The 25,612-nt window shown below is 70.9% G+C and carries 29 protein-coding genes; 7 read left to right on the forward strand and 22 right to left on the reverse strand.

From position 1 onward, the window contains the following. Nucleotides 1-109 precede the first annotated feature (109 nt). Entirely contained in the window at nt 110-1,102 is a 993-nt protein-coding gene (locus STRIP9103_RS04840) for an Acg family FMN-binding oxidoreductase (RefSeq protein WP_009299297.1), read from the forward strand. A 77-nt stretch (nt 1,103-1,179) separates the two neighbouring features. Here STRIP9103_RS04840 and STRIP9103_RS04845 read toward each other — a convergent pair whose 3' ends face one another. The 15 genes from STRIP9103_RS04845 to STRIP9103_RS04915 all read right to left on the reverse strand — a co-directional run bounded on the left by STRIP9103_RS04845 (nt 1,180) and on the right by STRIP9103_RS04915 (nt 13,408). Further along, nucleotides 1,180-1,782 (reverse strand): hypothetical protein, encoded by a 603-nt coding sequence (locus STRIP9103_RS04845; protein ID WP_009299280.1) that lies wholly within the window; start codon nt 1,780-1,782, stop codon nt 1,180-1,182. Nucleotides 1,783-2,185: 403 nt separating this feature from the next. After that, complete coding sequence (locus tag STRIP9103_RS04850; protein WP_141581763.1) at nt 2,186-2,617, reverse strand: hypothetical protein; 432 nt, start codon at nt 2,615-2,617, stop codon at nt 2,186-2,188. Nucleotides 2,618-2,796: 179 nt separating this feature from the next. After that, on the reverse strand, nt 2,797-5,340 hold the full coding sequence (locus tag STRIP9103_RS04855) for a heavy metal translocating P-type ATPase (RefSeq protein ID WP_009299298.1): 2,544 nt from the start codon (nt 5,338-5,340) through the stop codon (nt 2,797-2,799). Nucleotides 5,341-5,853: 513 nt separating this feature from the next. After that, complete coding sequence (locus STRIP9103_RS45975; protein WP_009299313.1) at nt 5,854-6,255, reverse strand: cupredoxin domain-containing protein; 402 nt, start codon at nt 6,253-6,255, stop codon at nt 5,854-5,856. 165 nt (nt 6,256-6,420) lie between these two features. After that, a complete protein-coding gene (locus tag STRIP9103_RS04865; protein ID WP_009299289.1) occupies nt 6,421-7,914 on the reverse strand; it encodes an ABC transporter permease in 1,494 nt (497 codons plus the stop codon). Continuing rightward, nucleotides 7,911-8,588, reverse strand: coding sequence for an ATP-binding cassette domain-containing protein (locus STRIP9103_RS04870; RefSeq protein WP_009299273.1), 678 nt, complete (start codon nt 8,586-8,588; stop codon nt 7,911-7,913). Before STRIP9103_RS04870 ends, STRIP9103_RS04865 begins: the two co-directional genes overlap by 4 nt. A gap of 38 nt (nt 8,589-8,626) precedes the next feature. Continuing rightward, a complete protein-coding gene (gene pspAB / locus STRIP9103_RS04875) occupies nt 8,627-9,205 on the reverse strand; it encodes a PspA-associated protein PspAB (RefSeq protein ID WP_009299314.1) in 579 nt (192 codons plus the stop codon). A gap of 17 nt (nt 9,206-9,222) precedes the next feature. Further along, entirely contained in the window at nt 9,223-10,137 is a 915-nt protein-coding gene (htpX, locus tag STRIP9103_RS04880; protein WP_009299276.1) for a zinc metalloprotease HtpX, read from the reverse strand. Between the two features lie 6 nt (nt 10,138-10,143). After that, nucleotides 10,144-10,422: a PspA-associated protein PspAA gene (gene pspAA / locus STRIP9103_RS04885; RefSeq protein WP_009299301.1), complete on the reverse strand. Its 279-nt coding sequence runs from the start codon at nt 10,420-10,422 to the stop codon at nt 10,144-10,146. Next, a complete protein-coding gene (locus STRIP9103_RS04890) occupies nt 10,419-11,195 on the reverse strand; it encodes a PspA/IM30 family protein (protein WP_009299312.1) in 777 nt (258 codons plus the stop codon). Before STRIP9103_RS04890 ends, pspAA begins: the two co-directional genes overlap by 4 nt. A gap of 190 nt (nt 11,196-11,385) precedes the next feature. Next, nucleotides 11,386-11,703 carry a hypothetical protein gene (locus STRIP9103_RS04895; protein WP_009299299.1) on the reverse strand — a complete coding sequence of 106 codons (318 nt, stop codon included), beginning with the start codon at nt 11,701-11,703 and terminating at the stop codon, nt 11,386-11,388. A 112-nt stretch (nt 11,704-11,815) separates the two neighbouring features. Next, nucleotides 11,816-12,532 carry a methyltransferase family protein gene (locus STRIP9103_RS04900; RefSeq protein WP_009299293.1) on the reverse strand — a complete coding sequence of 239 codons (717 nt, stop codon included), beginning with the start codon at nt 12,530-12,532 and terminating at the stop codon, nt 11,816-11,818. Continuing rightward, nucleotides 12,525-12,806, reverse strand: coding sequence for a hypothetical protein (locus tag STRIP9103_RS04905; protein ID WP_009299283.1), 282 nt, complete (start codon nt 12,804-12,806; stop codon nt 12,525-12,527). The genes STRIP9103_RS04900 and STRIP9103_RS04905 overlap by 8 nt, the downstream gene beginning before the upstream one ends. A 31-nt stretch (nt 12,807-12,837) precedes the next feature. Beyond that, nucleotides 12,838-13,095, reverse strand: a complete 258-nt coding sequence (locus STRIP9103_RS50545) for a DUF2933 domain-containing protein (RefSeq protein ID WP_009299286.1) — start codon at nt 13,093-13,095, stop codon at nt 12,838-12,840. A gap of 49 nt (nt 13,096-13,144) precedes the next feature. Then, nucleotides 13,145-13,408 (reverse strand): SHOCT domain-containing protein, encoded by a 264-nt coding sequence (locus STRIP9103_RS04915; protein WP_009299300.1) that lies wholly within the window; start codon nt 13,406-13,408, stop codon nt 13,145-13,147. A 203-nt stretch (nt 13,409-13,611) separates the two neighbouring features. Here STRIP9103_RS04915 and STRIP9103_RS04920 point away from each other — a divergent pair, with 203 nt between their 5' ends. Next, the gene (locus STRIP9103_RS04920; protein ID WP_009299284.1) at nt 13,612-16,413 is read left to right on the forward strand and encodes a heavy metal translocating P-type ATPase; all 2,802 of its coding nucleotides are present in this window, start codon (nt 13,612-13,614) and stop codon (nt 16,411-16,413) included. Next, nucleotides 16,410-16,742, forward strand: a complete 333-nt coding sequence (locus STRIP9103_RS04925) for a metal-sensitive transcriptional regulator (protein ID WP_009299288.1) — start codon at nt 16,410-16,412, stop codon at nt 16,740-16,742. The genes STRIP9103_RS04920 and STRIP9103_RS04925 overlap by 4 nt, the downstream gene beginning before the upstream one ends. Nucleotides 16,743-16,929: 187 nt before the next feature. Here STRIP9103_RS04925 and STRIP9103_RS49770 read toward each other — a convergent pair whose 3' ends face one another. The 5 genes from STRIP9103_RS49770 to STRIP9103_RS04940 all read right to left on the reverse strand — a co-directional run bounded on the left by STRIP9103_RS49770 (nt 16,930) and on the right by STRIP9103_RS04940 (nt 20,030). Beyond that, entirely contained in the window at nt 16,930-17,085 is a 156-nt protein-coding gene (locus STRIP9103_RS49770) for a hypothetical protein (RefSeq protein ID WP_158696849.1), read from the reverse strand. Between the two features lie 141 nt (nt 17,086-17,226). Next, nucleotides 17,227-17,901 carry a hypothetical protein gene (locus STRIP9103_RS04930; protein ID WP_009299307.1) on the reverse strand — a complete coding sequence of 225 codons (675 nt, stop codon included), beginning with the start codon at nt 17,899-17,901 and terminating at the stop codon, nt 17,227-17,229. An 85-nt stretch (nt 17,902-17,986) separates the two neighbouring features. Continuing rightward, the gene (locus tag STRIP9103_RS45155; RefSeq protein WP_009299305.1) at nt 17,987-18,667 is read right to left on the reverse strand and encodes a hypothetical protein; all 681 of its coding nucleotides are present in this window, start codon (nt 18,665-18,667) and stop codon (nt 17,987-17,989) included. 482 nt (nt 18,668-19,149) lie between these two features. Continuing rightward, entirely contained in the window at nt 19,150-19,320 is a 171-nt protein-coding gene (locus tag STRIP9103_RS52720; protein WP_009299277.1) for a universal stress protein, read from the reverse strand. Next, on the reverse strand, nt 19,293-20,030 hold the full coding sequence (locus tag STRIP9103_RS04940) for a universal stress protein (RefSeq protein WP_309474674.1): 738 nt from the start codon (nt 20,028-20,030) through the stop codon (nt 19,293-19,295). Before STRIP9103_RS04940 ends, STRIP9103_RS52720 begins: the two co-directional genes overlap by 28 nt. Before the next feature lie 364 nt (nt 20,031-20,394). Here STRIP9103_RS04940 and STRIP9103_RS04945 point away from each other — a divergent pair, with 364 nt between their 5' ends. The 4 genes from STRIP9103_RS04945 to STRIP9103_RS04960 all read left to right on the forward strand — a co-directional run bounded on the left by STRIP9103_RS04945 (nt 20,395) and on the right by STRIP9103_RS04960 (nt 23,829). Continuing rightward, nucleotides 20,395-21,267 carry a universal stress protein gene (locus tag STRIP9103_RS04945; RefSeq protein ID WP_009299309.1) on the forward strand — a complete coding sequence of 291 codons (873 nt, stop codon included), beginning with the start codon at nt 20,395-20,397 and terminating at the stop codon, nt 21,265-21,267. A 212-nt stretch (nt 21,268-21,479) separates the two neighbouring features. Continuing rightward, nucleotides 21,480-22,517, forward strand: coding sequence for an HAD-IC family P-type ATPase (locus tag STRIP9103_RS04950; RefSeq protein ID WP_309474675.1), 1,038 nt, complete (start codon nt 21,480-21,482; stop codon nt 22,515-22,517). Beyond that, nucleotides 22,514-23,173 carry a potassium channel family protein gene (locus STRIP9103_RS04955; RefSeq protein WP_009299311.1) on the forward strand — a complete coding sequence of 220 codons (660 nt, stop codon included), beginning with the start codon at nt 22,514-22,516 and terminating at the stop codon, nt 23,171-23,173. Before STRIP9103_RS04950 ends, STRIP9103_RS04955 begins: the two co-directional genes overlap by 4 nt. Next, the gene (locus tag STRIP9103_RS04960; RefSeq protein WP_009299285.1) at nt 23,170-23,829 is read left to right on the forward strand and encodes a potassium channel family protein; all 660 of its coding nucleotides are present in this window, start codon (nt 23,170-23,172) and stop codon (nt 23,827-23,829) included. The genes STRIP9103_RS04955 and STRIP9103_RS04960 overlap by 4 nt, the downstream gene beginning before the upstream one ends. A 272-nt stretch (nt 23,830-24,101) precedes the next feature. Here the strand turns inward: STRIP9103_RS04960 and STRIP9103_RS04965 are convergent, their stop codons facing one another. Continuing rightward, entirely contained in the window at nt 24,102-25,163 is a 1,062-nt protein-coding gene (locus STRIP9103_RS04965) for an ABC transporter ATP-binding protein (protein ID WP_009299292.1), read from the reverse strand. A 1-nt stretch (nt 25,164) separates the two neighbouring features. Then, on the reverse strand, nt 25,165-25,612 hold a 448-nt coding region (locus STRIP9103_RS04970; protein ID WP_158696850.1), incomplete at its 5' end, for an ABC transporter permease subunit.

Consider the following 25,612-nt stretch of genomic DNA (forward strand, 5'->3'; position numbering starts at 1 on the left):
ACGTTATCGCCGTGGTTCAGCACAGCTGCGCGGACGCGCCGCGACTACCGTGAGAAGAGGCGGGCCCACCGTTGCGCCAGGCCAGCCGACTCCCGGAGGGAGGCCCCCGGTGTCAGCACAACCGCTCGACGTTAAAGCCGTGACTGCTCTCGTCAGCGACGCCGCAGCCGCACCGTCCATGCACAACGCTCAGCCGTGGAAGTTCCGCTACCTGCGCGGCGCCCGCACCTTCCACGTCCGCTCGGATCCCGAGCGGGCCATGCCCCATGCTGACCCCACCCACCGCGCCCTTCACATCGGATGCGGCGCGGCCCTGTTCAACCTGCGCGTCAGCGCCGCTCACGCGGGCTGGGAGCCGGCCACCCGGCTGCTGCCCGACCCGGCGGACCCGGAACTGCTCGCGACGGTGGAGCTGGCCGGTCCCGTACGCCCGGAGACCGACCTCGCCGTGCTGTACCCCGCCATCCGCCGCCGGCACACCAGCCGCTTTCCGTTCTCGGACGAGGACATACCCCAGGCCGTACAGGACGCCCTCTGTGGTGCTGCCCTGCGGGAAGGAGCGCGGCTGCTCTTTCCGTCCGAATGGCACACGGAATCGGTGCTGGACCTGGTCAGCGATGCCGAAGGGCGCGACTCGCTGGACCCCAGCCAGCTTGAGGACCTCGTCCGCTGGACCCATATCGGCCCCGACAGCGCCGCCACGTCGGCCGACGGCATCCCCGACTACGCCTTCGGCCCGCGCAAGCGGGACGGAAAGGCCCCGGTACGCGACTTCGCAGGCCGACGCGCCGTGCCCGGCCGCGAGGTGGCCACCTTCGAGAGCAAGCCCCATCTTGCCTTGCTGGGCACGACCGGCGACCGACCCGAGGACTGGCTCAAGGCGGGGCAGGCGATGGAGCGCGTCCTGCTCGAAGCGACCCTGGACGGGCTGGCGACCTCGCTCACGTCCCACGCCCTCGAATGGCCGGAACTCCGCTGGGCCGTCCGCGACCCGCAGTCGACGGTGGGGTTCGTGCAGATGGTGCTGCGCCTGGGATACGGCAAGCAGGGGCCGGGGACGCCACGTCGCCCGGTGGAAGACGTGCTCGACATCGAGTCGTAGAGGTGTTCTCGGACGTCGTCGCCGCGAGGTACCGACGCCGTCGGCTCCTGCACGTCCCCGACCGCGAGCGCCATCCGTCAGTGGCTGTGCCCTGTTGCGCCGTGGTCCTCGGCCTCCTGGGACGGGGTAGTCGCCGTGGGTTCCTGGCTCGGACGTGCACTCGGCGGCGTCTCATGGGATGTGCCCCCGGAGGAGCCTGTTTCGTGGTCGTGTCCGTCCGCCCCGCCCGTGTCCGGCTCCGCTTCTGTTGCAGGCTGGTCGCCGTGGCTGTGGCCACGGCCGTCGCCGCCCGGCTGTGCGGCCATCTCCTGGGCGATGCCCTTCAGCCCGAGGAAGGCGACTACCGCCGTAACCGCCACCAGGATCCCGGCCGGACCGAGGATGCCGCGCCACCTCGTGGGCTGGTGGCGCAGCACGTAGGCGACGAAGGAGAGTGCGAGGCCGAAGGGGAGGAGCATCGCCGCGCGTTCGGGGAAGTCCTCGAAGTGCTGCAGCCCGCCGCTGAGCATGCCGATGCCGAACGACAGCGCGAGGGAGGCCACCACGACACCGCAGACCTTCGGGGCGCTGGGGCGGCTGCGGGTGAGGACAAACTCGTTGAGCACGGTGGCGCAGAGGAAGACAGCGGCGCCTATGACGGCGATGAGGGTGTAGCGGGTGGGATCGAGCGGGTGGTGCACGATGGCGCCGCTGATCAGCCCGGCTCCGACGAAGGTCGCGGCATAACCCAGATAGTCGCCGAGCAGTGGGGTGCGCTTGGGCGCCCGGCGCCGCCCGCGTCGGCCGCCGGTTCTGTTCGCGGGCTCGCGTTCCGCGCGGCGCGGCGTGGGCTCAGCGCGATCTCGATCGGACAGGTGCGTGCCTTCAGGCGTTGCCAGGCGGGAGGGGGTACGTGGTGCGGGACGCGTAGGGCGGTGCCGACAGTGAGCGGGAGTCGGAGAGGTGGTGCTGGGACACGGGAAGTGACACCTTTCGGCACGGGCCGGCGGCAGCGCGATACGCCTGTACCGACGTACGGCGCAGAGGGCGCGGGCGGCGGCCCGGAGAACACGGACGGGAGAGAGCGGTCGGGCTGTCCCCTCTTTAAATCCGCAGGACTCCCAGCGCGTGGGGTGAGGTGTGCGCGCGGCAGCTGAGCAGCCCGTCGGCGGGCGGCGCCGCGTGCGTGGCGGTCGTGGTCCCGGCCGCGAGCTGAGCCGTCGTTACCGGCCACGGCCCGGTGGGTACAGAGGCCCAGCAGTCGGCCTCGGGCAGGGAGTCCGCGTCCGCGGTGGCAAGGGCGGTCGTGCGGTGCGAGGCTTCGCCGGACGTGTCCGTCTCGTGCGCGTGATGCCCGCTGAAGGATTCCTGGTACGCCGTGGCCAGATCGAGATGGTGGGCGGTCATGTGTCCGGTGACGCCGTCATGGGCGTCGGCGTGGGCGAGCGTGTGAACGACGCCGAGGCCGATGAGGAGCAGGCCGAGCATCAGCAGGCGCGCCAGGAGAACCCTGGTCGCTCCGGCTGTCCTCGTCACGTCGTCGCCCTTCGTCCGCGCCCCTGGGCGGCGTGCTCGTCCTCGTGCTGGTGGCATGAGCGTACCCATGGCCCGTCGGCGTCGGTCCCCCGGTCCGACGATCAGCGGGACGCACGGGGTGCTGTCGAGCCGAAACTCCGATGTGCGGGGAGGTGTCCAGGGTCTCGCCGCTGTGTCCTTCAGCGCGTCGGCCCACCGCCCTCCCTGGCGTCGGCGGCGCCGATCGGTGGTTCGGCGGGCGAGGGCACAGTGTGTGGCAGCCGGAGGCGTTTGAGTGCGAGGGCGTTGACGGCGACGATGATGCTGGAGCCGGACATGGACAGGGCGGCGATCTCCGGGCGGAGCACCAGGCCGGAGGCGGGCTCGAAGACGCCTGCGGCGATCGGCAGGGCGATGGTGTTGTAGCCGATGGCCCATCCGAGGTTCTGCCGCATCTTGCGGAGGGTGCCGCGGCCGATGCGCAGGGCGGTGGGCACGTCGAGGGGGTCGGAGCGCATCAGGACGAGGTCGGCGGTCTCGATGGCGACGTCCGTGCCGGCGCCGATGGCGATGCCGAGGTCGGCCTGGGCCAGTGCCGGGGCGTCGTTGACGCCGTCACCGACCATGGCGACCTTGAGGCCGCCGCGCTGCAGCTCGGCGACCTTGGCCGCCTTGTCGCCCGGGAGGACCTCGGCGATGATGGTGTCGATGCCGAGGCGTCCGGCGATCCGCCGGGCGGTGGCCTCGTTGTCGCCGGTGAGCATGACGACCTCGACGCCGAGGGCGTGCAGTTCGGTCACGGCCTCTTGTGCGGTTTCCCGGGGTGCGTCGGCGATGCCGATCAGTCCGGCTGCCTGTCCGTCGATGGCAGCGATGACGACGGTGCGGCCGGTGTCGGCCAGTTCCTCGCGGCGGCCGGCCAGTGGACCGAGGGCGACGCCTTCGCGGATCGCCAGCCGGCGGTTGCCGACCGCGACCCGGTGGCCGTCGACGACGGCGGTCGCGCCGTGGCCGGGGACGTTCTCGAAGTGCCGGGCGCTCGCGGGGTCCACTGCACGGGCGTCGGCGTGGCGTACGACGGCTTCGGCCAGCGGGTGCTCGGAGTCGCGCTCCACCGCCGCGACCAGCCGCAGCAGCTCTGCCTCGTCGGTTCCGGGGGCGGTGACCACGTCGGTGACTTCCGGTTCGCCCTTGGTCAGGGTGCCGGTCTTGTCCATGACGACGACCTGGATGCCGGCGGACGCCTCCAGGGCGACGGCGTTCTTGAACAGCACGCCGCGCTTCGCCCCGAGGCCGGTGCCCACCATGATGGCCGTCGGGGTCGCAAGTCCCAGGGCGTCCGGGCAGGTGATGACCACGACGGTGATGGCGAACAGCATCGCGGCGCCCAGCGAGCGGTCCGTGGCCAGCAGCCAGACCGCCAAGGTGACGGCGCCGCCGATCAGGGCGACGAAAACCAACCAGAACGCCGCCCGGTCCGCCAGCCGCTGCCCCGGCGCCTTGGAGTTCTGAGCCTCCTGGACCAGCTTGACGATCTGCGCCAGGGCGGTGTCGGCACCGACCTTGGTGGCGCGCACCCGCAGCGTGCCGTTGGCGTTTATGGTCGCGCCCACCACCTGCGTGCCGGGTGCCTTGTGCACCGGCAGGCTCTCGCCGGTGACCATCGACTCGTCGACCTCGCTCTCGCCCTCTTCCACAACTCCGTCGACAGCGATCTTGGCTCCGGGGCGGACCAGCAGCAGGTCGCCGACCACGACCTCAGCGGTCGGCATCCCGACCGGCACCCCACCACGTACGACCAGGGCCCTGGGCGGAGCGAGATCCAAAAGCGTACGGATGGCGTCGTTGGCGCCGCCGCGGGCGCGCATCTCGAACCAGTGGCCGAGCAGGACGAACGAAGCCAGCACGGTGGCCGCTTCGTAGAAGACGTCGCCGCCGCCGGTGAGCGTGATGATCAGGGAGTACAGCCAGCCGGAGCCGACGGCGACCGCGACCAGCACCATCATGTCCAGGGTGCGGGCGCGCAGGGCCCGAACAGCGCCGTCGAAGAAGATCGTGCACGAGTAGAAGATCACCGGCATGCTCAGCAGGAGCGCCCACACGTCCTGGCGCAGACCGAAGGGCACCGGCGCATCGAGGCCGAAGACGTCCTCGCCGATCGGTGACCAGATGACGATGGGGATGGAGAACAGCAGCGCCACGAGGAAGCGGTTGCGCATGTCGGCCACCATGGCGTCCATCGACATCTCGCCGTGGCCACCGTGGCCCATCACCTCGTGCGGCGAGGGCATCTGCTCGGGTGCGGCCGGAGCCCTGGCCGGTTCCCCGTGCGCGGCTCGTGCCGGCTCTGCGGGTTCAGGCAGGACGGCCGCTCTCGCGGCCCGGCCCTCGTGCCCCGCTTGCTCGCCCGCCACCTCCCCCACGGGCGGATCGGGTTCGGCCATCGGGTCGCAGACATGGGAGGGCACCACCTGGCCGGCGCAGTGGTAGCCGCACTCGGTCACCCAGCGGCGCAGCTCGGCCAGCGACGTACGCCGAGGATCGAAGACCACCGTCGCCGACTGCGCGATCGGATTGACCTCGACCTGCAGTACACCGGGACGACGCCCCAGCGCGGCGGCGACGGTACTCTGCTGCGACGCCCACGCAAGGCCGCGCACATCCAGCACCGCGGTGCTGCGCTCCTTGCGCGGGCCCGACGGGTCATGCCTTTGGTGACCGTGGTCGTCTGCGGGGTGAGACACGGTCATCCCTCCTTCGGCGCTCGTTTCCACCGCGCTGCCCCTCTGGGCGCTGGGGCGCAACCACCGGAGAAGCCGGGGCGAACCGGCGAGCACCGCCCAGATCCGCGCCGCCCGGACAGCAGAAGTGACCAGCACCAAGGCGCCGACCGAGACGAGCAACCCCGTCGCCGGACCATGGGCGGCGTGCAGCCGCCCCGGTCCGGTCCACACCGCTGCGAGTACGACGGTGGTGGTGAGCGTCCAGAACCAGTGTCGCGCGCCGTACTTCAGCAGCGGTCATCAGTGCCCCTTCGGATTGGCGGTCCAGACCTGGATCGTGGTTCGCGGCAAGCGCCAGCAGCAAGGCGGCCATACCGAGGGAGAGCCTGCGCTCGCGCCACCTCCGTTTTCGGGCTGCGGTCCAGGAACGGCACAAGGAAGATCGGTCCGAAGACGCCCGCGACGATGTACGCGAGGCGACGACGGAGGCGGCGGCCCCGCGCACACAGTCGCAGGGTGGGACCCCGTTCGGGGTCAGGTCACGATGAGGGTGCCTTTCATGTTCGGGTGGAGGGTGCAGAGATAGGAGTAGCTGCCCGGCGTGGACGGAGCGGTGAACGTGGTGGTCACTCCGCCTGTGATGTTGCCGGTGTCGAAGACCTTGTCCTGGGCGGCGGTCACAGTGTGCGCGTCAGAGTCCCGGTTCACGACGGTGACCTTCGCTCCGTTGCGCACCCGCAGGTTCGTCGGGCTGAAGGTGAAGTCCTCGATCACAATTCTTGTCCCGCCGGGGTTCGCGCTGGTCGCGGCGGATGAGGCGCTGGTGGTGGCGGGGGCGGTGCTGTCGCCGTTCGAGCAACCGACCAGGGAGAGCAGGGCGCAGGCGCTTCCCATGGCGAGTGCGATGCGGCCCCGGTGTGGAGAGGTGAGTGACATGCGGGGCGGGCCTTTCGAAACGAGGTTGCCGTCGGCTTGGCGCAGCCGGAGGAGGGCTGGCGTACCCAGCTTCGGCGTGCTTGGGGGCACCCGCCACGGTGATACCGCCAACCGCCTCGCCGGTTCATCTGAAGGACGTCGCGAGGCCGCCGTCGGTGTGGGGTGTCAGCGGGGCGTGATGGCGGTGCGGCGGAACATGACGGCCGCTGCGGTCGTGAGGGCGGCCAGCCAGGCGAGGGCGATCAGCAGGGGGCCGGTTTCGTCGAAGGTGGGGGTGAGGGCGGCGTCGATCAGGACGCGGCCGGCGCCGTAGCCGGGCAGGGCGTGGGCCCAGCCGGGCGGGGCTGGGCGGAGCATGGGGCTCTGCTCGATGCCGACGTCGATGAAGGGCAGCAGGAAGGCGATGAGTACGCCGCCGACCCGGCCCAAGAGCGGACCGAGCAGGACGCCGACGAGGGCGTAGGTGAGCGCGATCAGGACGCTGGCGGCGATATACAGGTCCCATCGGCGAGCGTCGAAGACGGTGGTGGTGACGGCGAGGGACGCGGCGGTAGCCAGCAGCGCGCCGAGAGCGATGACGGCCAAGCGGGAGGCGAGCAGTGTCAGGGGGCGAAAGCCCGCGAGGGCCAGGCGCCGGTCGCCGGAACGGGCGTCCAGGACAGTGAACAGCCCGGCCAGTGTGGCCAGGGAGGCGATGGCGATCGGGGCCATGGTGCCGCCGTGGATGTCGGGCAGCCACGCCTTCTGAGAGATGGTGCGGCCGCCTTCGCGCACGGTCAGGGTGGTGGACTCCTCGGGGGTGGTGGCCACCGCGAGTAGGACGAAGACGACGGGTACGGCGATGAGCAGCGCCCACAGCACCCGGTTGCGGGCCGCTTCCCGCAGCCCCATGCGCACGCCTGCGGACAGCTGGTCGGCCGCTGATCCGGGCCGGGTGCGATGGCGGGGCCGGGCGGTGCGGCTGGCGGCAGTGATCACCGTCCAGCTGACCACCATGGCCGCTGCCGCCCAGGTCAGGGCCCAGCCGAGATCGCCGATGCGTCCGCTGTGCCGGGAGGGCAGGTCCACCATCCACAGGGTCACGAAATGGGTCGGCAGCGCCCGGGTCACCGGCCTGTCGGCCGCGCCGAGCACGGGTCCGAAGAACACGTCCAGGATCCATACGAACAGCACCAGTACGGTGCCGTTGACCGGGTTGGTGACCAGGGTGCCGATCAGCGCCCCGAGCGCGAGGTAGATCACCGCGTACATCAGTGTCCCGGCCAGCGCCCGCCCCGGATCGTCACCGATACCGGTCCGCGCCGTCAGGGCCAGCAGGGCCGTCGCTGTGGCGATCAGTGCCAGGGTCAGGCCGGTGGTCATGCGGGCTGCCACCAGGCGGGCGGGGGCGAGCCCGGCCAGGACCAGGCGGCGGTCGGCGGCGTGGGCGGCGCGGATCTGGAAGTACATGGCGATCGCGGCGATGAATCCCGCGGCCCATCCGGCCGTGGCGGTCTGCACGGACGGCCCGCCGGGGCCGCCGAGCAGTTCGGCCGTGTCCGCCAGCGGGCGGGCGGCCACGACGACGAACACCACTGGCACCAGGATGAGCACCAGCAGGTTCACCGGGGTGCGGGCGGCCTCTGCCAGGAAACGGCGCGTGCACAACAGGGTCGTCATCGCGGCACGGCCCGTCCGTCCCGCAGTTCGATGATGCGGTCGAAGCGTTCTTCGTCGGTGACGAAGTGACTGATGATCAGCACGGAGCGTCCCGCCTGGCGGCGTTCGCCGACGAGCTCCCAGAATTTCAGGTAGGTGTCGAAGTCGAAGCCGGCGTAGGGCTCGTCCAGCAGCAGTACCTCGGGGTCGGCCAGCAGCGCCAGGCCCAGGTTCAGCTTGGACAGGGTCCCGCCGGAGAGGCGGTCGGCGCGGGTGGCGGCGTAGCGTTCGAAGCCCAGGAAGGTGTAGATGTCCCGGCGTGAGTGCCGCTCCGCATCTGGGGGCAGACCGTAGGCGCGGCCGAACAGTTCGAAGTGTTCGTCGCAGGTGAGGCGTTCGTAGACGACCGGCTCCTGCGGGCAGTAGCCCAGCCGCCCGCTGCGGGTCACCGTGCCGGCGTCGGCGGTCAGGGCCCCGACCAGGATCTTCATCAGGGTGCTTTTGCCGGAGCCGTTCTCCCCGACCAGGCCGACCACCTCGCCAGGGGCGAGCGCCAGGTCGGCGCCGTGCAGCACCCGCACGCGTCGCTGGGCGGGCCACAGACCGCGCCGGTAGGACTTCTCTATCCCGGCCGCCGCCAGCACCGACCGCTCGCCAGGTGGCCCGTCGTCACGACGGGCGCCCACTGCTGCCACGTTCCACCTCCCCGGCTTCGGATGACGTCGCCGCCCCTTCACAGGCCGGGGGCACCCCACAGCGGGAACCAGCGGCTCAGGTCCTGTTCGATGCGCAGGTCGTCCTTGACCACTGCCTTGACCTGGAGTTCCAGCGGGTTGTCGCGTTTCTGGCCGGGCAGCGGAGCGAAGGGGTAGAAGGTGCCGCGCTTGTAGAGGTAGACCAGCGCCAGGGGGCGCAGCTCGGCGTCGCGGAAGGAGACCAGGGAGCAGAGGAGTTGGGGTCCGAAGCCGCTGTCCTGCAGGGCGGTGTTCACCGCGTGCAGATCGCTCACCAGGGCGGGCAGGCTGTCGGGATCGCGGCGGGAGAGCAGCCATGAGTACCCGTAGTCGTCACGGCTGAACTCCACGGGTGCGCCCGCTCGTTCGGAGTCGGCGTCCAGCAGGGCCTGTACCTCCTGCTGGACTTGGGCGAACGCCCCGCCCTCGATGGAGGCGAAGCACACCGCGCCCGCACCTGTCGGGGTGAAGCCGACGGCGGCCTGGAGCGTGATCGCCGCGGAGGGCAGGCCGAAGAGCTGGTCCAGGTCGGGCTTGACCGGCCTGGACCGGCCGAGCAGGGAATCCAGGAAACCCACGGGGTCTCAGCTCCTTCTCATGGCGTCCGGCTGCCCGGCTCGCCCAGCTCGGCGGAGATCTCCGCGAGGGCTTCGAGGCGGCGTTCCAGGCTGGGGTGGGTGGAGAACAGGTTGGCCACGACCGTGCCGGGGCCGAGGGCAGGGGTGAAGAAGAACGCGTTGAACGCCTGGGCGGTGCGCAGGTCCTGGGTGGGGATACGGGCGATGTCGCCGCTGACCTTGGTGAGAGCCGAGGCCAGAACGGAGGGCTTCGCGGTCAGCATGGCCGCGGCGCGGTCGGCGGCGAGTTCGCGGTAGCGCGACAGCGCCCGGATGAGAAGGAAACTGAGCGCGTAGACGAGGGCGGAGACCGCCATGACGAGGGCGAGCAGCGCCGCGGTGTTCTGGTCGCGCCGACCCCCGCCGAACAGCTGGGAGTAGAAGGCGAAGCGGACGATGAGCCCCGCGAGCACGCCCAGGAACGAGGCGATGGTGATCACCGCCACGTCGCGGTGCGCGACATGGGAGAGCTCGTGGGCGAGGACGCCTTCGAGCTCCTCGGTCGTCAGGCGGCGCTCCAGCCCTGTGGTGACGCACACGACGGCGTGGTCGGCGTTGCGGCCGGTGGCGAACGCGTTCGGCAGGTCCATCTCGGAGATGGCCACCCGGGGTTTGGGCATGTCCGCGGCGGCGCACAGCCGGTCGATGACGCCGTGCAGTTGGGGCTGCTCCTCAGATGTGACGAGGCGGCCGTGCATCGCGTAGAGGGCGATCCGGTCCGAGTACCAGTACTGCGCGGCCAGCAGTCCGGCGGCGATGACGACCACCAGGACTGTGGACTTGAGCAGCACAATCAGCGCGGCAATGAAAGCCACGTACACCAGCCCGAGCAGGAACATGGTGACTGCCATGCGGGCGGTCAGCTGCCGGTCGGGCTCGAAGCGGCTGCGCATCGCCCCTCACCCCGGGATCAGACCCTCGTCGGACAGCAGTTGTCGCACCTGCGTGAGGCTGGTGCCCTCATCGGGCAGCACCAGGTCGGACGGCGTGATCTGCTCGTCCGGCAACGGCGTGCCCAGGCTGCGCACCGCGTCCAGCAGGGCCGAGAGCGCGGTGGCGAAGGCCGTCTCGTCGCCTGCGTCGGCGGCCGACTGCAGGGCGGCATCCAGTTCGTTGAGCCGGTTCAGGTGCTCGTCGGGGACCTCGTACTGGCCCTCGCCGAGAATCCGCATGATCATGACGTCGCCTCCTGATCCGGCGGGGTCTTCGGGGGTTCAGGGCCCTCCAGCGGCGCTGGGGCGGAGGCCGCCGGGAGCTGTGCCTTCATGCGGGCCAGTTCGATCTCCACGTCCTGACCCGCGCTCACGCGCTCCAACTCGGCCTGGATGTCGTCACGCCCGGCCGACAGGGTGGCGTCCTCCAGCGCACCGGAGGCGATCAGCTCGTCCAGCGCACCGGCGCGGGCCTGCATCTGCTCGGTTTTGTCCTGGGCGCGCTGCATGGCCAGGCCGACGTCGCCCATCTCCTCACCGATGCCGGTGACCGCCTCGGTGATACGGGTCTGAGCCTCGGCCGCGGTATAGGTGGCCTTGATCGTCTCCTTGCGGGTACGGAACGAGTCGACCTTCGCCTGCAGGCGCTGTGTGGCCAGGGTCAGCTTCTCCTCCTGCGCCTGCAACGACGCCTGCTGCTCCTGCAGATCGGTGATCTGCGAGCCCACGGCCGTCCGGCGGGTGAGCGCCTCACGGGCCAGGTCCTCCCGACCGGCCGCGAGCGCCTGCTGAGCCTGGCCCTGCAGTTTGCCCGTGGACTGCCGCAACTGGTTCACCTGCAGCTCGACGCGCTTGCGGCTGGTCGCCACATCGGCCACGCCACGCCGAACCCTCTGCAGCATCTGAAGCTGCTGCTCGTAGGAGTAGTCCAGGACTTCACGCGGGTCCTCGGCCCGGTCCAGCGCCTTGTTGGCCTTGATCCGGAACAGTGCGGCGATACGGTGAGTGATGCTGCTCATGACGACCGCCTTCCTCTCGCCTCTCGGATTCTGGGCGATGCGGGAGAGACCGGCCGGGCCGTCTGCGGGCACGTGCGCGACGGCATGTGCCGCCGCAGGTCCCAGCCCCGACCGTGGTTCTCCCATTGTCTGGCCACGCTCCCGGCCCGGCAGCTCCACCCGCCGCGGGCCCGTGCGCGCCTCGGGCCGGTCACGGGATCCTCCCCGCCGGATCCGCGCTCTGGGCGGCGCGGATGTCACGGAGAGTATCGGCCGAGGCGTAGACGAGGGCTGCGCCGATGTAGCCGACACCCCACAGGCCCCAGGCGCCGGCGGGTGCGTCGGTGGCGAGCAGGGCGGGAAGGGGCAGTACTCCGGCGATCAGGAGAGCGGGGGCCGTGCGGCGGATGCTGCGGTCCAGACCTGGGGCCTCGTGCTTGGCGCGCCGTGCGAGGAGCACCCCACTGGCGGCAGTGGTCAGGACCTGGAGCGCGAGAAGAAGCCGGATCAGCAGGCCAGCAGCATCCATCTCGGTCACCTCCGGCCGGGGTGGCGTGGTTGCCCGAGCACGCCGGGCAGCAGTGTGATTCCGGCGAGGGCGCCGTCGGCGATCACGGCCCGTGGGGCCACGGAAATCCCGGTCATCGGCTCCTCCCGGCGGGGGCGTGGTGGGAGTCGGCCGTGCGCGGCGGCTGCGGCTGCTGCCGGCCCGGCGGGGGCGTGGTGCTGCGGGCAGGACGGTGGCGTGGCAAGAACGCCGGAGTGCGGGCGGCGTAGGTGTCCCACTGCTCGCCGAATTCCTTGGCGACCTCGCGCTCCTCGCTGCGGGCAAGACGTACATACACGTAGACCAGGACCGGGAACATGATCAGAGTGGGGATGGTCGGCCACTGCAGCAGGAAGCCGATCATGATGAGCAGGAAGCCGTCGTACTGCGGGTGGCGCACCCAGGCGTAGGGACCTGTGGTGGCGAGTTCGTCGTGCTGGGCGGCCTCGTGCAGGCGCTTCCAGGCGGCGGCGATCAGCCAGAAGCCGGTGCCGATCGCGATATAGCTGGCCAGGTGAAAGGGGCTCAGGTGCGGGTCGCCGGACCAGTTGGTCAGGTCGTTCCACAGGTGGCCGCCGGCGTGGGAGTCCTTCAGCAGCGGGAACTGGGAGCCGAGCCAGCTGCCCAGCAGGTAGATGGTCAGCGGGGTGCCGTACATCTCGGTGAACAGGGCGACCAGAAAAGCGCCGTAGGCGCCCATCGCCCGCCAGTCCCGCTTCGTTTTCGGATGGAAGAAGCTGGCGGCGAACACCGCGAAGAGCAGGGTGTTGAGGACCACGAGCGGCCACAGGCCGTATGCCGAATCAGCCATGACGTCCTCCCACGGCGTTGGTCGGTCCTGTGGTGGTGCGACGCTGTCCGTGGGCCAGTGCGCTCATGCGGCGCTGGTAGGTGGCCGCGTCCACACGGTCGTGAAGGCGCAGACCCACCAGCCACCGTTCCGCTTCCTCCAGCGCCGCACGCCGTCCGCGCAGGCGGGCCAGCGGTGGACGGCGAGGCTCGTCGGGGGTGATCAGGCGGGCGACGTCGTAAACGATGCCTGCCAGGATCAGTGCCCCGGTCAGCGTGGCGATGACAGCAGCCATGGCACTCACCCCCTGGGCGGGCCCGGGGCGGTCAGGGCCGGCCGGGTCCGGTGTGGTGGTCGTGCTTGTGCAGCGAGTCCTCGTCCCGGTCGTCACGGTGTTGATCGTGGCCGCCGTGCATGCCCTGGCCGTGCATGCTGCGCATCATGAAGAACATCATCAGCGGGCAGGCGGCGACGAGAGCGAGCCAGACCAGGCTTTCCAGGGACGCGCCGACGATCAGCGCGCCGACGACGACGATCGCTGCGGCGAGCGCGTACATGCCGTAGTTGCGCTTGTCGTTCATCATGAGCCTCCTTCAGCGGAGGGCCAAGGCCGCACAGGGTGCGGCCGGGTATTCAGGATTTGGCTGGAGGGCCGACGTGCAGCGCGTCCACGCGGCGCCGGTACTCCTCCTCGTCGATCTCACCGCGGGCGAACCGCTCAGCGAGGATCTGCTGCGGTGTGGGTGCGGCGGGGGTGTGGGTGTGTTCGTGGGGCCGGTTGACGGCGCGGAAACCCAGCACGAGGGCTGTGACGACCAGTGCCCAGAACGCGACCATGCCGATCGACATCCCGAACCAGCCCCACCCGCTCATGTCGTGGGCGTACCAGAACATCATCGCCACTCACCTGCTTCGGCTTATCGGCGACCGGGCGCTGGATGGGCTCCCGGGGACTTATTGCCTTCACATCCATCATCGCTCTGCCTGGTGAGGCGGTCTCGGGCCGGACGGCCCAGGACCAGTGGGCCGTTCAGCCCCTACCTGGCAGGGGTAGCCGAGCGCAGGCTTGAGAGTGACCCGCCAGGGGAGGCGAGAAACCCATGGGTGCCATTGATGCCGTTGTGATCTTGGCGTCGGCCATGCTGGTCGCTGCGCTCGGCTGGTACTTCTTCGGGCCGCGACGGGCCGGTGCCGCCCGGCTGGAAAACGGCGTACAGCGGGTGGAGGTGACGGTGCGGGGCGGCTACAGTCCCGACGTCATCAAGGTCCGCCAGGGCATGCCGGTGGAGTTGGTCTTCGACCGGCAGGAGGCCGGCGAGTGCACCGTCCGTGTGGTCTTTCCTGATCTCAAGGTCGGCGCGGGGCTGCCCGCTCACAGTCGCACGACCGTGCGACTGACCCCGGACCGGCCCGGTTCCTTCGGCTTCGCCTGCGGCATGAACATGATCCACGGCACGCTGCTGGTCGAACCCGCGGAAGGCTCCGCACCGCCCGCCCCGGACGGTCACGGTGTCACGGCTGCCTCTGCTCCTGCGGTCGGCGCGCCGCCGCCGTCGGGTGAGGAACGGACGGCGGCCGAGGCGGAGGCCGCGGACGCCGCCGAGCGGCAGGCGGAGATCAAGGACCTCACCCGCAGGGTGCTGACCGGCGCGGTGCTCACCGCACCGGTGCTCTTCGCCGTGATGGCGCACGAACTCTTCGGCGCGGACTGGGTGCCCGGCTGGATGCTGAACCACTGGCTGCAGCTGGCGCTGATCACGCCGGTGATGTTCTACACCGGGTGGCCGATCCATGTGACGGGCTGGCTGACCCTGCGCCACCGGGCCGCGGACATGAACTCCCTGATCACCCTCGGCACCAGTGCCGCCTATGGCTACAGCCTGCTGGTCACCCTCGCCCCCGGCCTGCTGCCGGAGGACCTGCGGGAGGTCTACTTCGAGGCCGTCGGCGTCATCTTGACCCTGATCCTGCTCGGCCGGCTGCTCGCGGCCCGTGCGAAGGCCGGCACCGGCGAAGCCATCCGTGCCCTGCTGGGCCTGCAGGCCCGCACCGCACGGGTGGTGCGGGCCGGCACCGAGACTGAGATCCCCGTCGAGGACGTCGTGGTCGGAGACGAGATCGTCATCCGGCCGGGGGAGAAGATCCCCGTCGACGCCGAGGTTCTCTCCGGCTCCTCCGCGGTCGACGAATCGATGGTCACCGGCGAGCCGATACCGGTGACGAAGCGCGGCGGAGACATCGTCATCGGCGCGACCGTCAACGGCACCGGCTCCCTACGCGTGCGGGCGGCCAAGGTCGGCGCGGACACCATGCTGGCCCAGATCATCCGCCTGGTGCAGCAGGCCCAGGCGTCCAAGGCACCCATCCAGCGGCTCGCCGACGCCGTGTCGGCGTACTTCGTGCCTGCGGTCATCGCGATCGCGATCGTCACCTTCGCCGTCTGGTTCACCCTGGGACCGTCGCCCGCGCTGACCCTGGCGCTGGTCTCCGCGGTCGCGGTGCTGATCATCGCCTGCCCGTGCGCGCTCGGACTGGCCACTCCGCTGTCGGTAATGGTCGGCACAGGCAAGGGGGCCCAGGCCGGCATCCTCATCCGCTCGGCCGAAGCCCTGGAGACCGCGCACAAGCTGGACACGGTGGTCCTGGACAAGACCGGCACCGTCACCGAGGGCAAGCCGATCCTGACCGACGTCCACGCTGCCGACGGATTCGACGAGACGCTGCTGCTGCGGCTGGTCGCGGGGGCCGAGGCCGACAGCGAGCACCCGCTCGCGCAAGCCGTCATCACCGGCGTCCGCGACCGCGGTATTCGCCCGCCCGCAGCGACCGGGTTCGACTCGGTCACCGGCAAGGGCGTCCAGGCCACCGTCGACGGACGCGCCGTCCTGGTGGGCACCGCCCGGCTGCTGGGCGACGTCGGCATCGACACCACCACGCTGGCCCCCGTCGCCGCCCGCCTGTCGGCCGAGGGCAAGACCCCCGTGCTCGCGGCGGTCGACGGACGTCCCGCCGGTGTGCTGGCCGTCGCTTACACCGTCAAGGACGACTCCGTCTCCGCCATCGCCGCTCTCCAGCGCCTCGGCATCGAGGTCGTCATCATCACCGGCGACGGCGCCCGCACGGCCGGGGCGATCGCCGCCCAGGTGGGCGTGGATCGGGTGCTGGCCGAGGTGCTGCCCGAGCACAAGGCCGACGAGATCCGCCGTCTGCAGGGCGAGGGCCGCACCGTGGGCATGGTCGGCGACGGCATCAACGACGCCCCCGCCCTGGCTGCCGCCGACGTCGGCCTGGCCATCGGCACCGGCACCGACGTGGCCATCGAGGCCGCCGACATCACCTTGATCTCCGGCTGGCTGAGCGGCGTTGTCACCGCAATCCGGCTGTCGCGGGCGAGCATGCGCAACATCCGGCAGAACCTGTTCTTCGCCCTGGTCTACAACGCCGTCGGGGTCCCGCTCGCCGCAGGCGCCCTGTACCCGCTGTGGGGCTTGCGCCTGAGCCCGGTCATCGCCGCCGTGGCCATGGCGCTCAGCTCCCTGTCGGTGGTCACCAACGCCTCCCGGCTACGCCGCTGGCGCACCCAGCCGCTGCTGGAGACCCGGCCCGCGAGCATCCAGCCCCGGGTCGAGTCCGCCGCCGACCGCGCGCCGACCGAGAGCACGGCCGCCATGGCGGACTGCGGGCACCAACACCCCGCCTCCAGTGGCGACGGCAACGGCATGGTCACGGACCCCGTGTGCGGCATGCGGGTGGACAAGGCGACCGCCGCCGAACAGCGGCAGAGCAAGTCCGGCACCTACTACTTCTGCTCCGCCCACTGCGCCGCCACGTTCGACGGCGACCCGGACCGCTACACGGCCCCCACGCCCGGCGGAACGCACGAGGGAGGTGAACCCCGATGACCACCGCTCCGGCCACCCCCCGCCACGCGCACGAACAGCACACCGAGGCACCCGGTTACACGAGCCGCAAGGCCGACCACCTGGCCCGCTTGAACAAGATCGAAGGCCAGATACGCGGCATCTCCCGCATGGTCACCGACGACCGCTACTGCATCGACGTGCTCACCCAGATCAGCGCCGCCACCCACGCCCTGCAGGAAGTCGCCCTCGGACTCCTCGACGACCACATACGCGGCTGCGTCACCGACGCCGCCCGCACCGATCCCGCCGACGCCGAGGAGAAGTTCGAGGAACTCACCGGGGCCCTGCGACGCACACTGCGCCTGTGAGCAACACCCGCCGCCGCGCCTCTCCCAGGGTGACCGAGGCCCGCCGCCGTTGACCGCGGTCCTATGCGATTCGGACCGCTACGCCCTGAACCACAGCGAGCGAGGGCTACTACGGCGGCCCTCGACCGGTAAGGCGCAGATCTTGCGGGTGCTGTACGTGCGTGCAGAGCCGACCGCAGATCCTTGGTCACGTATCTCCCGAGCGTGCCGTCTGCGTGTCGTAGTCGCTGAGCAGTTGCCTCAGTTGTTCCAGCGCCTGCTCCGGGATGTCCGGTGGCGCGGACTCGATCACGAAGCGGGCGGCGGCTACGAGCGCCGCCAACTCGTAGGCGTGAGCGGTCACCCGCACAATCCACCGCTCGCATCCGGCCGGTCGTTCAAACCTCTCACGGTCTCGAACCGCAAGTTCGACAACAGCATGCCCGAGTGCTATCGGAACGCAATACCGCTGTGCTGCGGCACCGGAATCGCGTGGCACGTGGAATCATGCCGCCACGCTGACGCGCGTGCGCAGGTTGTGGAACTGGCGGGTCTGCATGATCAGGTGGGCGGGTTCCCAGAACAGCACGTCCATGGGCCGGGTGAGGGACCGCGGGCGGCTGTGACCCCGCGCGCGGACGACCAGCCGGGTCCCGCCGCCGGGCTCCGGCCGGAGATGGAAGCCCCAGATCGAGTCGGTGTACGCCCGCGGCGGCGCGTCCAGACTATCGAAGGGGCGTCCCGACGGGAGCGTCGTCAGCGAGCGCAGCACCAGTGTCCTCTCCGGTTCCAGGACGGCGACGATGAACCAGGCGTCGCCGCTCGGCAGGGAGTCCAGGTGCTGCCCCGTCTCCAGGCGCTGCCATTCCGAGACGATGCGTTCCGCGCTTGGACGTCCGCCGTTGTCCAGGCGGTCCCAGCTGTACCAGCCACCGCGGTTGCAGCCCATCTGCACAAGCCAGGGCCAGACCTCTTCGGGCGGCGCCGGCAGGGTCGTGGCCATGGTCGAAGATCCATCGGCATCGGGGATGAGGTCATCACCGGGGTAGCTACGGTCGACTTCCTCGTCCGTCGCGCCCCAGGTCAGCACCCGCGGCCTCAGGAAGACCCTGTACAGGGCCAGCGTGGCCGCCGCCACGCCGAGGGAACGTCGCCCAACCCGGGGCCGGTGCTCGCTCATGTTCTCAGCGTCTCAGCTGCGTCCCGGTCGCACCACAGAACGCGGGAGCGTCACCGAGCAGGCTTGGAGACGGCCCTGACACCTGTCAGGCACCGTTCGCCACGGTGCCGGGCGCACCGGTCGCGGACCTGGCCTCTTCTTCCGCCGTTGTCCTGATCGCGTGCAGCGCCGCGCGCATGACGATGCCGACATCGGGCGACACGACGGTCCAGTATCGGGCGAAGCGCCGGGTGGCGACCGGGTCCGTGCAGGCCGTGCGCGCCTCGTAGGTCAGCAGGGAGCGCCGGGTGCCGTAGGGGTGGACCACCAGGGCGGCGGCGATTTTCGCCCAGCCGGGCTCCGCGAACTCCGGGAACTCGCCGGGCTCGATCCGCCGCCATTGGATGGACGGCTGCCACGCCTTGCCGACGGCACCGAAGACCAGCTCTCGCCCAGGATCCTCGCCCAGCCCGACCCACGGTTGCTCCTGCTCGTACTCCCGCTGCTCCTGGTCGTGCCGGCCCTCCGTGACCGTGTCGAAGAGATCGGCCAACCGCATCGAGGCAGGCGGTGAGGCGGGGTTGCCTCGCAGCCGGTCGGGCAGGCCGCGTGCCCGGGCGACCAGGTCGAACAGCGGAGAGTGGATCGACAGGAGATCGAGATCGCGTGCTGTCCGATACGTTTGCGGCGGCCCGGCGGCGACAGTCGCGCACTCCAGGCGCGTGAACCGGAAGTCCGGCAGAGCGCGGTCGAGCAACAGGGGGCGGGCACCGGTGTCCGTGTCCATCGCAACCTCCTCCGGCCGACTTCTCCAGTGTCGTCGGTGAGCGTCTTCCCGGCGCGGTAGGGAGGCGAATGCGTGCGGGGCTGGCGCGCATACAGGCTGCGTTGGTTCTGTACGACTCGTACGCATGGTCTCGCACAATGGACGAGAGCCGCGAACCGCTCGCCTCGCCGGGATCGTCGTTCAGGGACCGGCGCGGCTCCGAGTGCCCCGGTCGCACGGACCGGCAGCCGCATCGCGCCCTCCTGCGATCTGGCTTCTACGCGCCGATGCCCAACCACTGCGTCTGGCGGGCCTGTTGGGCCGGCCCGCCGGCACCCAAACGCGGCGGCCCGATGCTCGGCATCCGAAGGGCTCAATTGCCGGAACGACGCGGTGCAGGTCCGCCGCCTCGGCAATCTCCTGCTGGCAGGTGTCCGTCACCGGCTGCGGGGATGTGACGGCGGGCTGGGGCGCAGCTGTGGTTCAGGTCTGCTGGGGCACGTTCACTCCTTGCCGCGCACGACGGCGACGGGGCAGTGGGCGTGGTGCAGGAGCGCCTGACTGACCGAACCCAGCAACAGGCCGGTGAAGCCGCCACGGCCTCTCGCGCCGGCCACCACCAGCTGAGCCTCGCGGCTGGCGTCGATCAGGGCCGGGCGGATCCTGGAGCGCACCAGGCGCCGCTCCACCTCGACCTGCGGGTAAGACCCCTGGTAGGAGGCCACCGTCTCATCCAGCAGGCTCTTTCGGCCTGGCGGAGGTGGTCGATGTCGGCCACGACAGCGGTCAGCGGGTCGCCGGGACCTTCGTAGGCCCGTTCGCTCCAGGTGCTCCATACGTGCAGCGCCACCAGCGGCGCCTTGCGCAGCGCGGCCTCGGCGAACGCGAACTCCACCGCTGCCTGGCCGGCTTCGGAGCCGTCCACCGCCAGCAACACCGCACCGGCCGGGTCGGGACGGCCGCGCACCACCATCAGGGGGCAGTGGCCGTGAGCGGCCAGATGTACTGCTGTCGAGCCCAGCAGCAGTCCGGCGAAGCCGGACAGGCCCCGGGACCCGACCACTGCCAGCGCAGCCGAGCGCGACTCGACCTCCAGCACCTCAAGAGCCTCACCGGCTACTACGGAGCGGTCGATGTCGATGCCCGGCGCAGCCGCGCGTGCTCGTTCCTCCGCGCGGGCCAGCGCACCCTCCACCATCGGCTCCAGACTGTGCCCTGCCGGGTTCCACGGTGAGGTACCGCCAGGCAGGTGTCCGGGACGGGCGGCCGAAAGCGTGCACGATCCGCAGTGACACTCCGGCACGTACGCCTCTTGAGCCGCGACGTCAACTGCTTCGAGGCTGGAGGCCGACCCATCCACCCCGACGATCACCGGATCACTCACTGCTCACTCTCCCATCCCTGACAACCAGCACGCGCCCCTCTGTCAGCTCCCAGCCTCGGCGCAGCCGCCCACCCAGGCCAGGGGCCATGAGGCTGATTGGGGAGCCGCTCGGCCCGCCCTGTATCCCTGACCCGGCAGGGCGGGGCGGCCGGGCTGCTGATCCCTCACCGGGCAGCAGCTCCGCCGCGGACGGCGTCAGTGACGCACGTCCAGCCTGCACCGGCAGGCAACGCCCCGCATGGGGGGAGGCGCGAGGAACAGTGGCCGGGGATGGGCGAAGCCGTGGCGTGGCGGCGTTCGACGGCTGGGGTCACGCTGGGAGGACAGAGAACGGACGGCGGCGTGGAGACCTCTTGGAGGTGCCATGACTGGTGCGGACGGGCGTCGGCCGATCGTGGTGGGCGTCGACCCCGATCCCTCGAGGCGGCTGGTGCTCGCCTGGGCCGCCGACGAAGCGGATCGGCGTGCCCTGCCGCTGCGGCTTGTCCATGCCCAGGGCGTGCCGACCCGCGGATACCGGTCGGGGGAGGTACGGCCGTCCTGGGAGGAGTGGAACCGGGCGCTGCACGGCCTGGGTGACCAGGTACTCAAGGAGGCGGTCGCCTTCGTCGAGTCCCGGCGGCCGGCGGTGGAGGTGTCGACACTGCTGGCGGAAGGAGAGCCGGCCTGGGTACTGCGTGAGGAGGCGCGGAGCGCCGCACTGGTCGTGGTGGGATCCTGGCACCTGAGCAGACGGCGCGAGATGTTCACCTCCGCCTCTGTGGCGCTCCCGCTCACCGCCCACGCTCCCTGCCCGGTGGTGGTCGTACCGGAGCCCGAGCACGTCACCCAGCAGCCGGCGTACGTCGTGGTCGGCGTCGACGGCAGTCCGCATTCGGCCGCGGCGGTGGATGTGGCGTTCGAGGAGGCTGCCCTGCGCGGAGCGCTCCTGCGGGCCCTGTACGTGTGGCACCCGCCGCTCCTCGGTGTCCTGGACGAGGACGCCGCTGTACGGGAGTGCCGCCGGGTGCTGTCCGAGACGGTCGCGGGCCGGACCGCGAGGTACCCGGGAGTGGAGCTGCACCACGAAGTCGTCCTCGGCCACCCGGTGCGGGTACTGACGGAAGCCTCGGAACACGCGCTGGGCCTGGTCGTGGGAACCCGCGGGCACGGAGGTTTCACGGGCATGCTGCTGGGCTCGGTGAGCCAGGGCGTGCTGCACCACGCCCACTGCCCCGTCATCACGGTCCCGGTGTGAGGCGCCGAACGGTGCCATCCCCTGCCCCGTACGGCCCTGGTGGCGCCGGGCGGCCCGTTCCACGATGAGAGGTCGCTGCCGTTGGGGAGCGGCACACCGGCCGGACGGCCGCCGAACTCACTGGAGTCCGTGATGGAAGCCTCACGCAAGGCCCTCCGTGCGATCCGACCGGTTTCGCCGGAACCGAGGACCTCGGCGCCATACGGGTTCGGATGATGCGCACCGGTATGGACCCGCTGGTACCAGGCGGAGGGACGGACGCGGCGGTCGACGCGATGGACGACGAGGCGCTGGACACGCTGCTCGCGGAGTCGTCCGAGCTGCTGCTGTGCCGGGTGAGCCCGGAGCACAAGATGCGGGTGGTCACCGCTTTCCAGCGGCGGGGCGAGGTGGTCGCGGTGACCGGGGACGGTGCGAACGACGCCCCGGCGCTCAAGCACGCGGACATCGGCGTGGCGATGGGGGCCTCGGGTACCGACGTTGCCCGGGAGGCGGCCTCGATGGTGCTGCTCGACGACTCGTTCGCGTCCATCGCGACGGCGGTACGGCTCGGCAGGTCCGTCTACCAGAACATCCGCAAGTTCCTGGTCTACGTCTTCAGCAGCAACATTGGCGAACTCGGCCCGATCCTGGCGGCGACGTTCGCCGGGTTCCCGCTGGTGCCCGTCAGCGCGGTGCAGATCCTGGTGATCGACCTGGGCTCGGACGTGATGCCCGCCCTGGCGCTGGGCGCGGAACGGCCAGAGCCGGACGTGATGGACCGCCCGCCGCGCTCCCGGCGCGAGCGGCTGTTCTCGGCCGCGGTGGTGGGACGGATCCTGTTCCTGGGCGGCATCCAGGCGCTGGGCGTGTGCGCGGTCTTCTTCTGGCACATCCACTCCTCCGGCATTCCGTTCGACGACTTCACCGAGGACAGTCCCGTCTACCGTGAGGCCGTGACGCTGGCGCAGGGCGCGATCGTGCTCAGCCAGTTCTTCGTCTCCCTCGCGGTCCGTACCGACCGCCAGAGCATCCTGAAAGTGGGACTGCGGTCCAACCCGGCCCTGCTGGCGGCGGGCGGCTTCGGCGTCGCCCTCATGGCCGCCATCAGCTATCTGCCCCCGCTGCAGGCCGTCTTCAACACCGCCCCGCTCGACGCCGCCGACTGGGCGGTCCTCGCCGGGCTCGGCACCCTCCCCCTGATCGCGGACGAGGCCCGCAAGGCATGGCTGCGCCGCCGCGCGGACCGTCGGAAAGGAGTCCCACGGTGAAGGTGATCGTCGTCGGCTGCGGACGAGTGGGGTCCATGCTCGCCGGTCTGCTCGCCACCGAAGGGCACGACGTGGCTGTCGTCGATCGCCGTCCCAAGGCGGCCCAGCGGCTGCCCGACAGCCCCCGCATCCGCTTCCACGAGGGCAACGGCTACAGCCGCGGCGTCCTCACGGCCGCCGGGGTCGAGCACGCGGACGCCTTCGTGGCCGTCACCTCCGGGGACAACAGCAACATCGTCAGCGCGCGTACGGCGAAGGAGGCGTACCGGGTGCCGATCCTCCTCGCCCGCATCTACGATCCCCGGCGCGCCGACATCTACCGCGAACTCGGCATCCCCACCATCGCCAGCGTCCGCTGGACCGTGCACCAGCTCCATCAGATGCTGCTGCACCGCCACCTGAGCCCCGAACTCAGCTTCGGCAACGGAGAGACCCTGCTCGTCCGTTCGGAACTGCCCGACTACCTCATCGGGCGGCGGCTGACCGAGTTCGGCATCGACGGTGAGATTCGCGTCGTCGAGGTCACCCGTGGGGGCCGCTCACTGATACCCGCGCACAGCACGCCCGCCCAGGCGGGCGACCTGGTCACCTTCGCCGTCGCCGCCACCGCGCTCGGCAGACTGCGCGGCTTTCTCGACAAGGAGCTGGGGACGTGAACGTGCTCATCGCCGGCGCGGGTCGGCTCGGCACCCAGATCGCTCAGGTGCTCTCCGCAGCGCGCAACGAGGTCACCCTGATCGACGTCGACGACGACCGTGTGGCCGAGTTGGAGAGCAGTATCCCAATGGTGCGGCTGGTCGTGGGAGACGCCTGCGAACCGGCCCTCCTGGAACACGCCGGTGCACTGACCACCGACCTCGTCGTCGCCACCACCGGGGACGACGAGGACAACCTCGTCATCAGTCTGCTCGCGAAACGGCAGTTCGCGGTGGACCGAGTGGCCGCCCGCGTGAACGACGCCGACAACGCCTGGCTGTTCGACGGGCGCTGGGGCGTCGACGCCGCCGTCCCCGCCGCCACCCCGCTGATCTCCCTCATCGAGGAGGCCACCGGGGCCACAGACACGGTCGCCCTGCTGCGGCTCAGCAAAGCAGGCGTCGACGTCATCGAAACGGTCATCACGCCACAGTCCAGGGCCGTGGGCCGGGCGCTGGGTGACGTCCGGCTGCCCGAAGGGACGGTTGTCGCCACGATCGTCCGCGACGGTCAGCCTACTGTGCCGGATCCGGCCATTCGGCTTCAGACCGGGGACGAACTCCTCCTCGTCTCGCACTCCGCGACCGAGCAGGAGATCCACGCGGCGTTCCAGTGAACCGCCCCGGATTCGGAGGTCCGAACGGCTACCGCCTGCTGTCCTGGCAACCCAGCGCCGCCAGCTGTCAGGTGTCCCGGCTGCCGACCACCGTTGGAGTGGCGGATTACGGCGACTCGATCTCCGTCGGTTCCGGACTGCGGATGCCGTTACCTCTCACTTCCAGGTTTCCCCTGGCCACGCTTCGCTGCCTCGGGGAGAGGCGGTCACCGCGAGGGCCGACGGCACAGCCGCCGCGCCTTGGTGTCATGGACGAGGGCGGAGCAGACGGATCACTCCGGTTCCCAGGGCGGGGCGGGGAAGGCTCGGGCGGCGCCGCGCACGCGTAGGCCGACTTCACTACCGAGGGCGTGGGGTGCCGAGGTCGGGTCGAAGATCCGGGCGAGCACCGGTGTTCCGTCCGTCAGCCGCAGGGCGAGCAGGGCATCGTGGCCCTGGAAGTCACGGCGTACAACAGTCGCCGTGATCACTGCGGCAGTGGTGGGCGGGACGACCTCGATCTGCTCGGGGCGCAGCAGTACCCGCCCAGGGGCGGCCGGCGGACAGCCGTCCGTGGCGACGACCGGCACCAGCCCCAGCGGTGTACGGGCCCGGTCGCCGGTCATCTCGGCGGGCAGCCAGACGGCTTCGCCGATGAAGTCGGCCACCCAGGGGGTGGCGGGGGAACTGTAGACGCGGTCCGGCGGTCCGCTCTGCACGATCAGGCCGTCGTGCATGACGGCGACCTCGTCCGCGATCGACAGGGCCTCGGCCTGGTCGTGGGTGACGAGGACGGCTGTGGCGCCGTCGGCGCGCAGTGCCCCGCGTACGTCTCGGCGCACCTCGGCGCGCAGAGCCGCGTCCAGGGCACTGAAGGGCTCGTCGAGCAGGACGACCGGTGGGCGAGACGCGAGTGCCCGGGCCACGGCGACGCGTTGCTGCTGGCCGCCGGAGAGCTGGTGCGGCATCCGGTTCTCGAACCCGTCGAGGCCCACGAGCGCCAGTACGGCCTCGGTCCGTCCGGTCCGTCGGCTGTGGCGGTCGAGCCCGTAGGCGACGTTGCCGCGCACTGGGAGGTGTGGGAAGAGTGCGCCTTCCTGCGGGACCACCGCGATCCGCCGCCGCTCGGGCGGCACAGTGCGGCCGGGCGCGGCGATCCGCTGGCCGTTGAGCCGGATCTCCCCGGCGTCCACGGCCTCGAATCCGGCGATGCAGCGCAGCAGCGTGGTCTTGCCGCTGCCGGAGGGTCCGAGTACCGCGGTCAGCGTCCCGGAGTGGACCGTGAGGTCCGCCCCGCGCAGCGCCCGCACCGGGCCGAAGGACTTGTGCACCGCGGTGACGCGCAGCTCCGCCATGTCAGCTTCCTCCGCCCGGGGCGAGGACGCCGGTGCGGGCCGACAGCCACCAGGTCGGGACTGCGGCGAGCAGCACCAGCAGGGCGGCGTAGGGTGCGGCGGCCGCGTAGGCGGAGACCGATGTCTGGGTCCACAACTCGGTGGCGAGTGTGTCCATTCCGGTCGGGCGCAGCAGCAGGGTGGCGGGCAGCTCTTTCATGCAGGTGAGGAAGACCAGGACCGCCCCGGCGCCGATGCCGGGCACGGCAAGCGGCAAGGTGACCGTGCACAGTACGTGGGATCTGCGGCGGCCGAGCGAGCGGGCCACCTCCTCCAGCGCCGGCGGAGCCTGCTGCGCGGCGGTGCCGACCGCTGCTACGGCCAGTGGGAGGAACAGGGCCGCGTACGCGAGGGCGAGCAGCCAGACGCTCTGGTAGAGCGGGTAGGCCACGTTGATCCCGAAGAACACC

Source organism: Streptomyces ipomoeae 91-03 (genome assembly GCF_000317595.1).
In the GTDB taxonomy this organism is placed as follows: domain Bacteria; phylum Actinomycetota; class Actinomycetes; order Streptomycetales; family Streptomycetaceae; genus Streptomyces; species Streptomyces ipomoeae.

What these genes read in the sequence shown, in the direction of transcription:
- STRIP9103_RS04920 (WP_009299284.1), top strand. Translation starts at nt 13,612, where the DNA reads ATGGGTGCCATTGATGCCGTTGTGATCTTGGCGTCGGCCATGCTGGTC.
- STRIP9103_RS04895 (WP_009299299.1), bottom strand. Translation starts at nt 11,703, where the DNA reads ATGGATGCTGCTGGCCTGCTGATCCGGCTTCTTCTCGCGCTCCAGGTC.
- STRIP9103_RS04950 (WP_309474675.1), top strand. Translation starts at nt 21,480, where the DNA reads ATGATGCGCACCGGTATGGACCCGCTGGTACCAGGCGGAGGGACGGAC.
- STRIP9103_RS04965 (WP_009299292.1), bottom strand. Translation starts at nt 25,163, where the DNA reads ATGGCGGAGCTGCGCGTCACCGCGGTGCACAAGTCCTTCGGCCCGGTG.
- STRIP9103_RS04915 (WP_009299300.1), bottom strand. Translation starts at nt 13,408, where the DNA reads ATGATGTTCTGGTACGCCCACGACATGAGCGGGTGGGGCTGGTTCGGG.
- htpX (WP_009299276.1), bottom strand. Translation starts at nt 10,137, where the DNA reads ATGCGCAGCCGCTTCGAGCCCGACCGGCAGCTGACCGCCCGCATGGCA.
- STRIP9103_RS04865 (WP_009299289.1), bottom strand. Translation starts at nt 7,914, where the DNA reads ATGACGACCCTGTTGTGCACGCGCCGTTTCCTGGCAGAGGCCGCCCGC.
- STRIP9103_RS04925 (WP_009299288.1), top strand. Translation starts at nt 16,410, where the DNA reads ATGACCACCGCTCCGGCCACCCCCCGCCACGCGCACGAACAGCACACC.
- STRIP9103_RS04930 (WP_009299307.1), bottom strand. Translation starts at nt 17,901, where the DNA reads ATGAGCGAGCACCGGCCCCGGGTTGGGCGACGTTCCCTCGGCGTGGCG.
- STRIP9103_RS04945 (WP_009299309.1), top strand. Translation starts at nt 20,395, where the DNA reads ATGACTGGTGCGGACGGGCGTCGGCCGATCGTGGTGGGCGTCGACCCC.
- STRIP9103_RS50545 (WP_009299286.1), bottom strand. Translation starts at nt 13,095, where the DNA reads ATGATGAACGACAAGCGCAACTACGGCATGTACGCGCTCGCCGCAGCG.
- STRIP9103_RS04890 (WP_009299312.1), bottom strand. Translation starts at nt 11,195, where the DNA reads ATGAGCAGCATCACTCACCGTATCGCCGCACTGTTCCGGATCAAGGCC.
- STRIP9103_RS04900 (WP_009299293.1), bottom strand. Translation starts at nt 12,532, where the DNA reads ATGGCTGATTCGGCATACGGCCTGTGGCCGCTCGTGGTCCTCAACACC.
- pspAA (WP_009299301.1), bottom strand. Translation starts at nt 10,422, where the DNA reads ATGATCATGCGGATTCTCGGCGAGGGCCAGTACGAGGTCCCCGACGAG.
- STRIP9103_RS45155 (WP_009299305.1), bottom strand. Translation starts at nt 18,667, where the DNA reads ATGGACACGGACACCGGTGCCCGCCCCCTGTTGCTCGACCGCGCTCTG.
- STRIP9103_RS04905 (WP_009299283.1), bottom strand. Translation starts at nt 12,806, where the DNA reads ATGGCTGCTGTCATCGCCACGCTGACCGGGGCACTGATCCTGGCAGGC.
- STRIP9103_RS45975 (WP_009299313.1), bottom strand. Translation starts at nt 6,255, where the DNA reads ATGTCACTCACCTCTCCACACCGGGGCCGCATCGCACTCGCCATGGGA.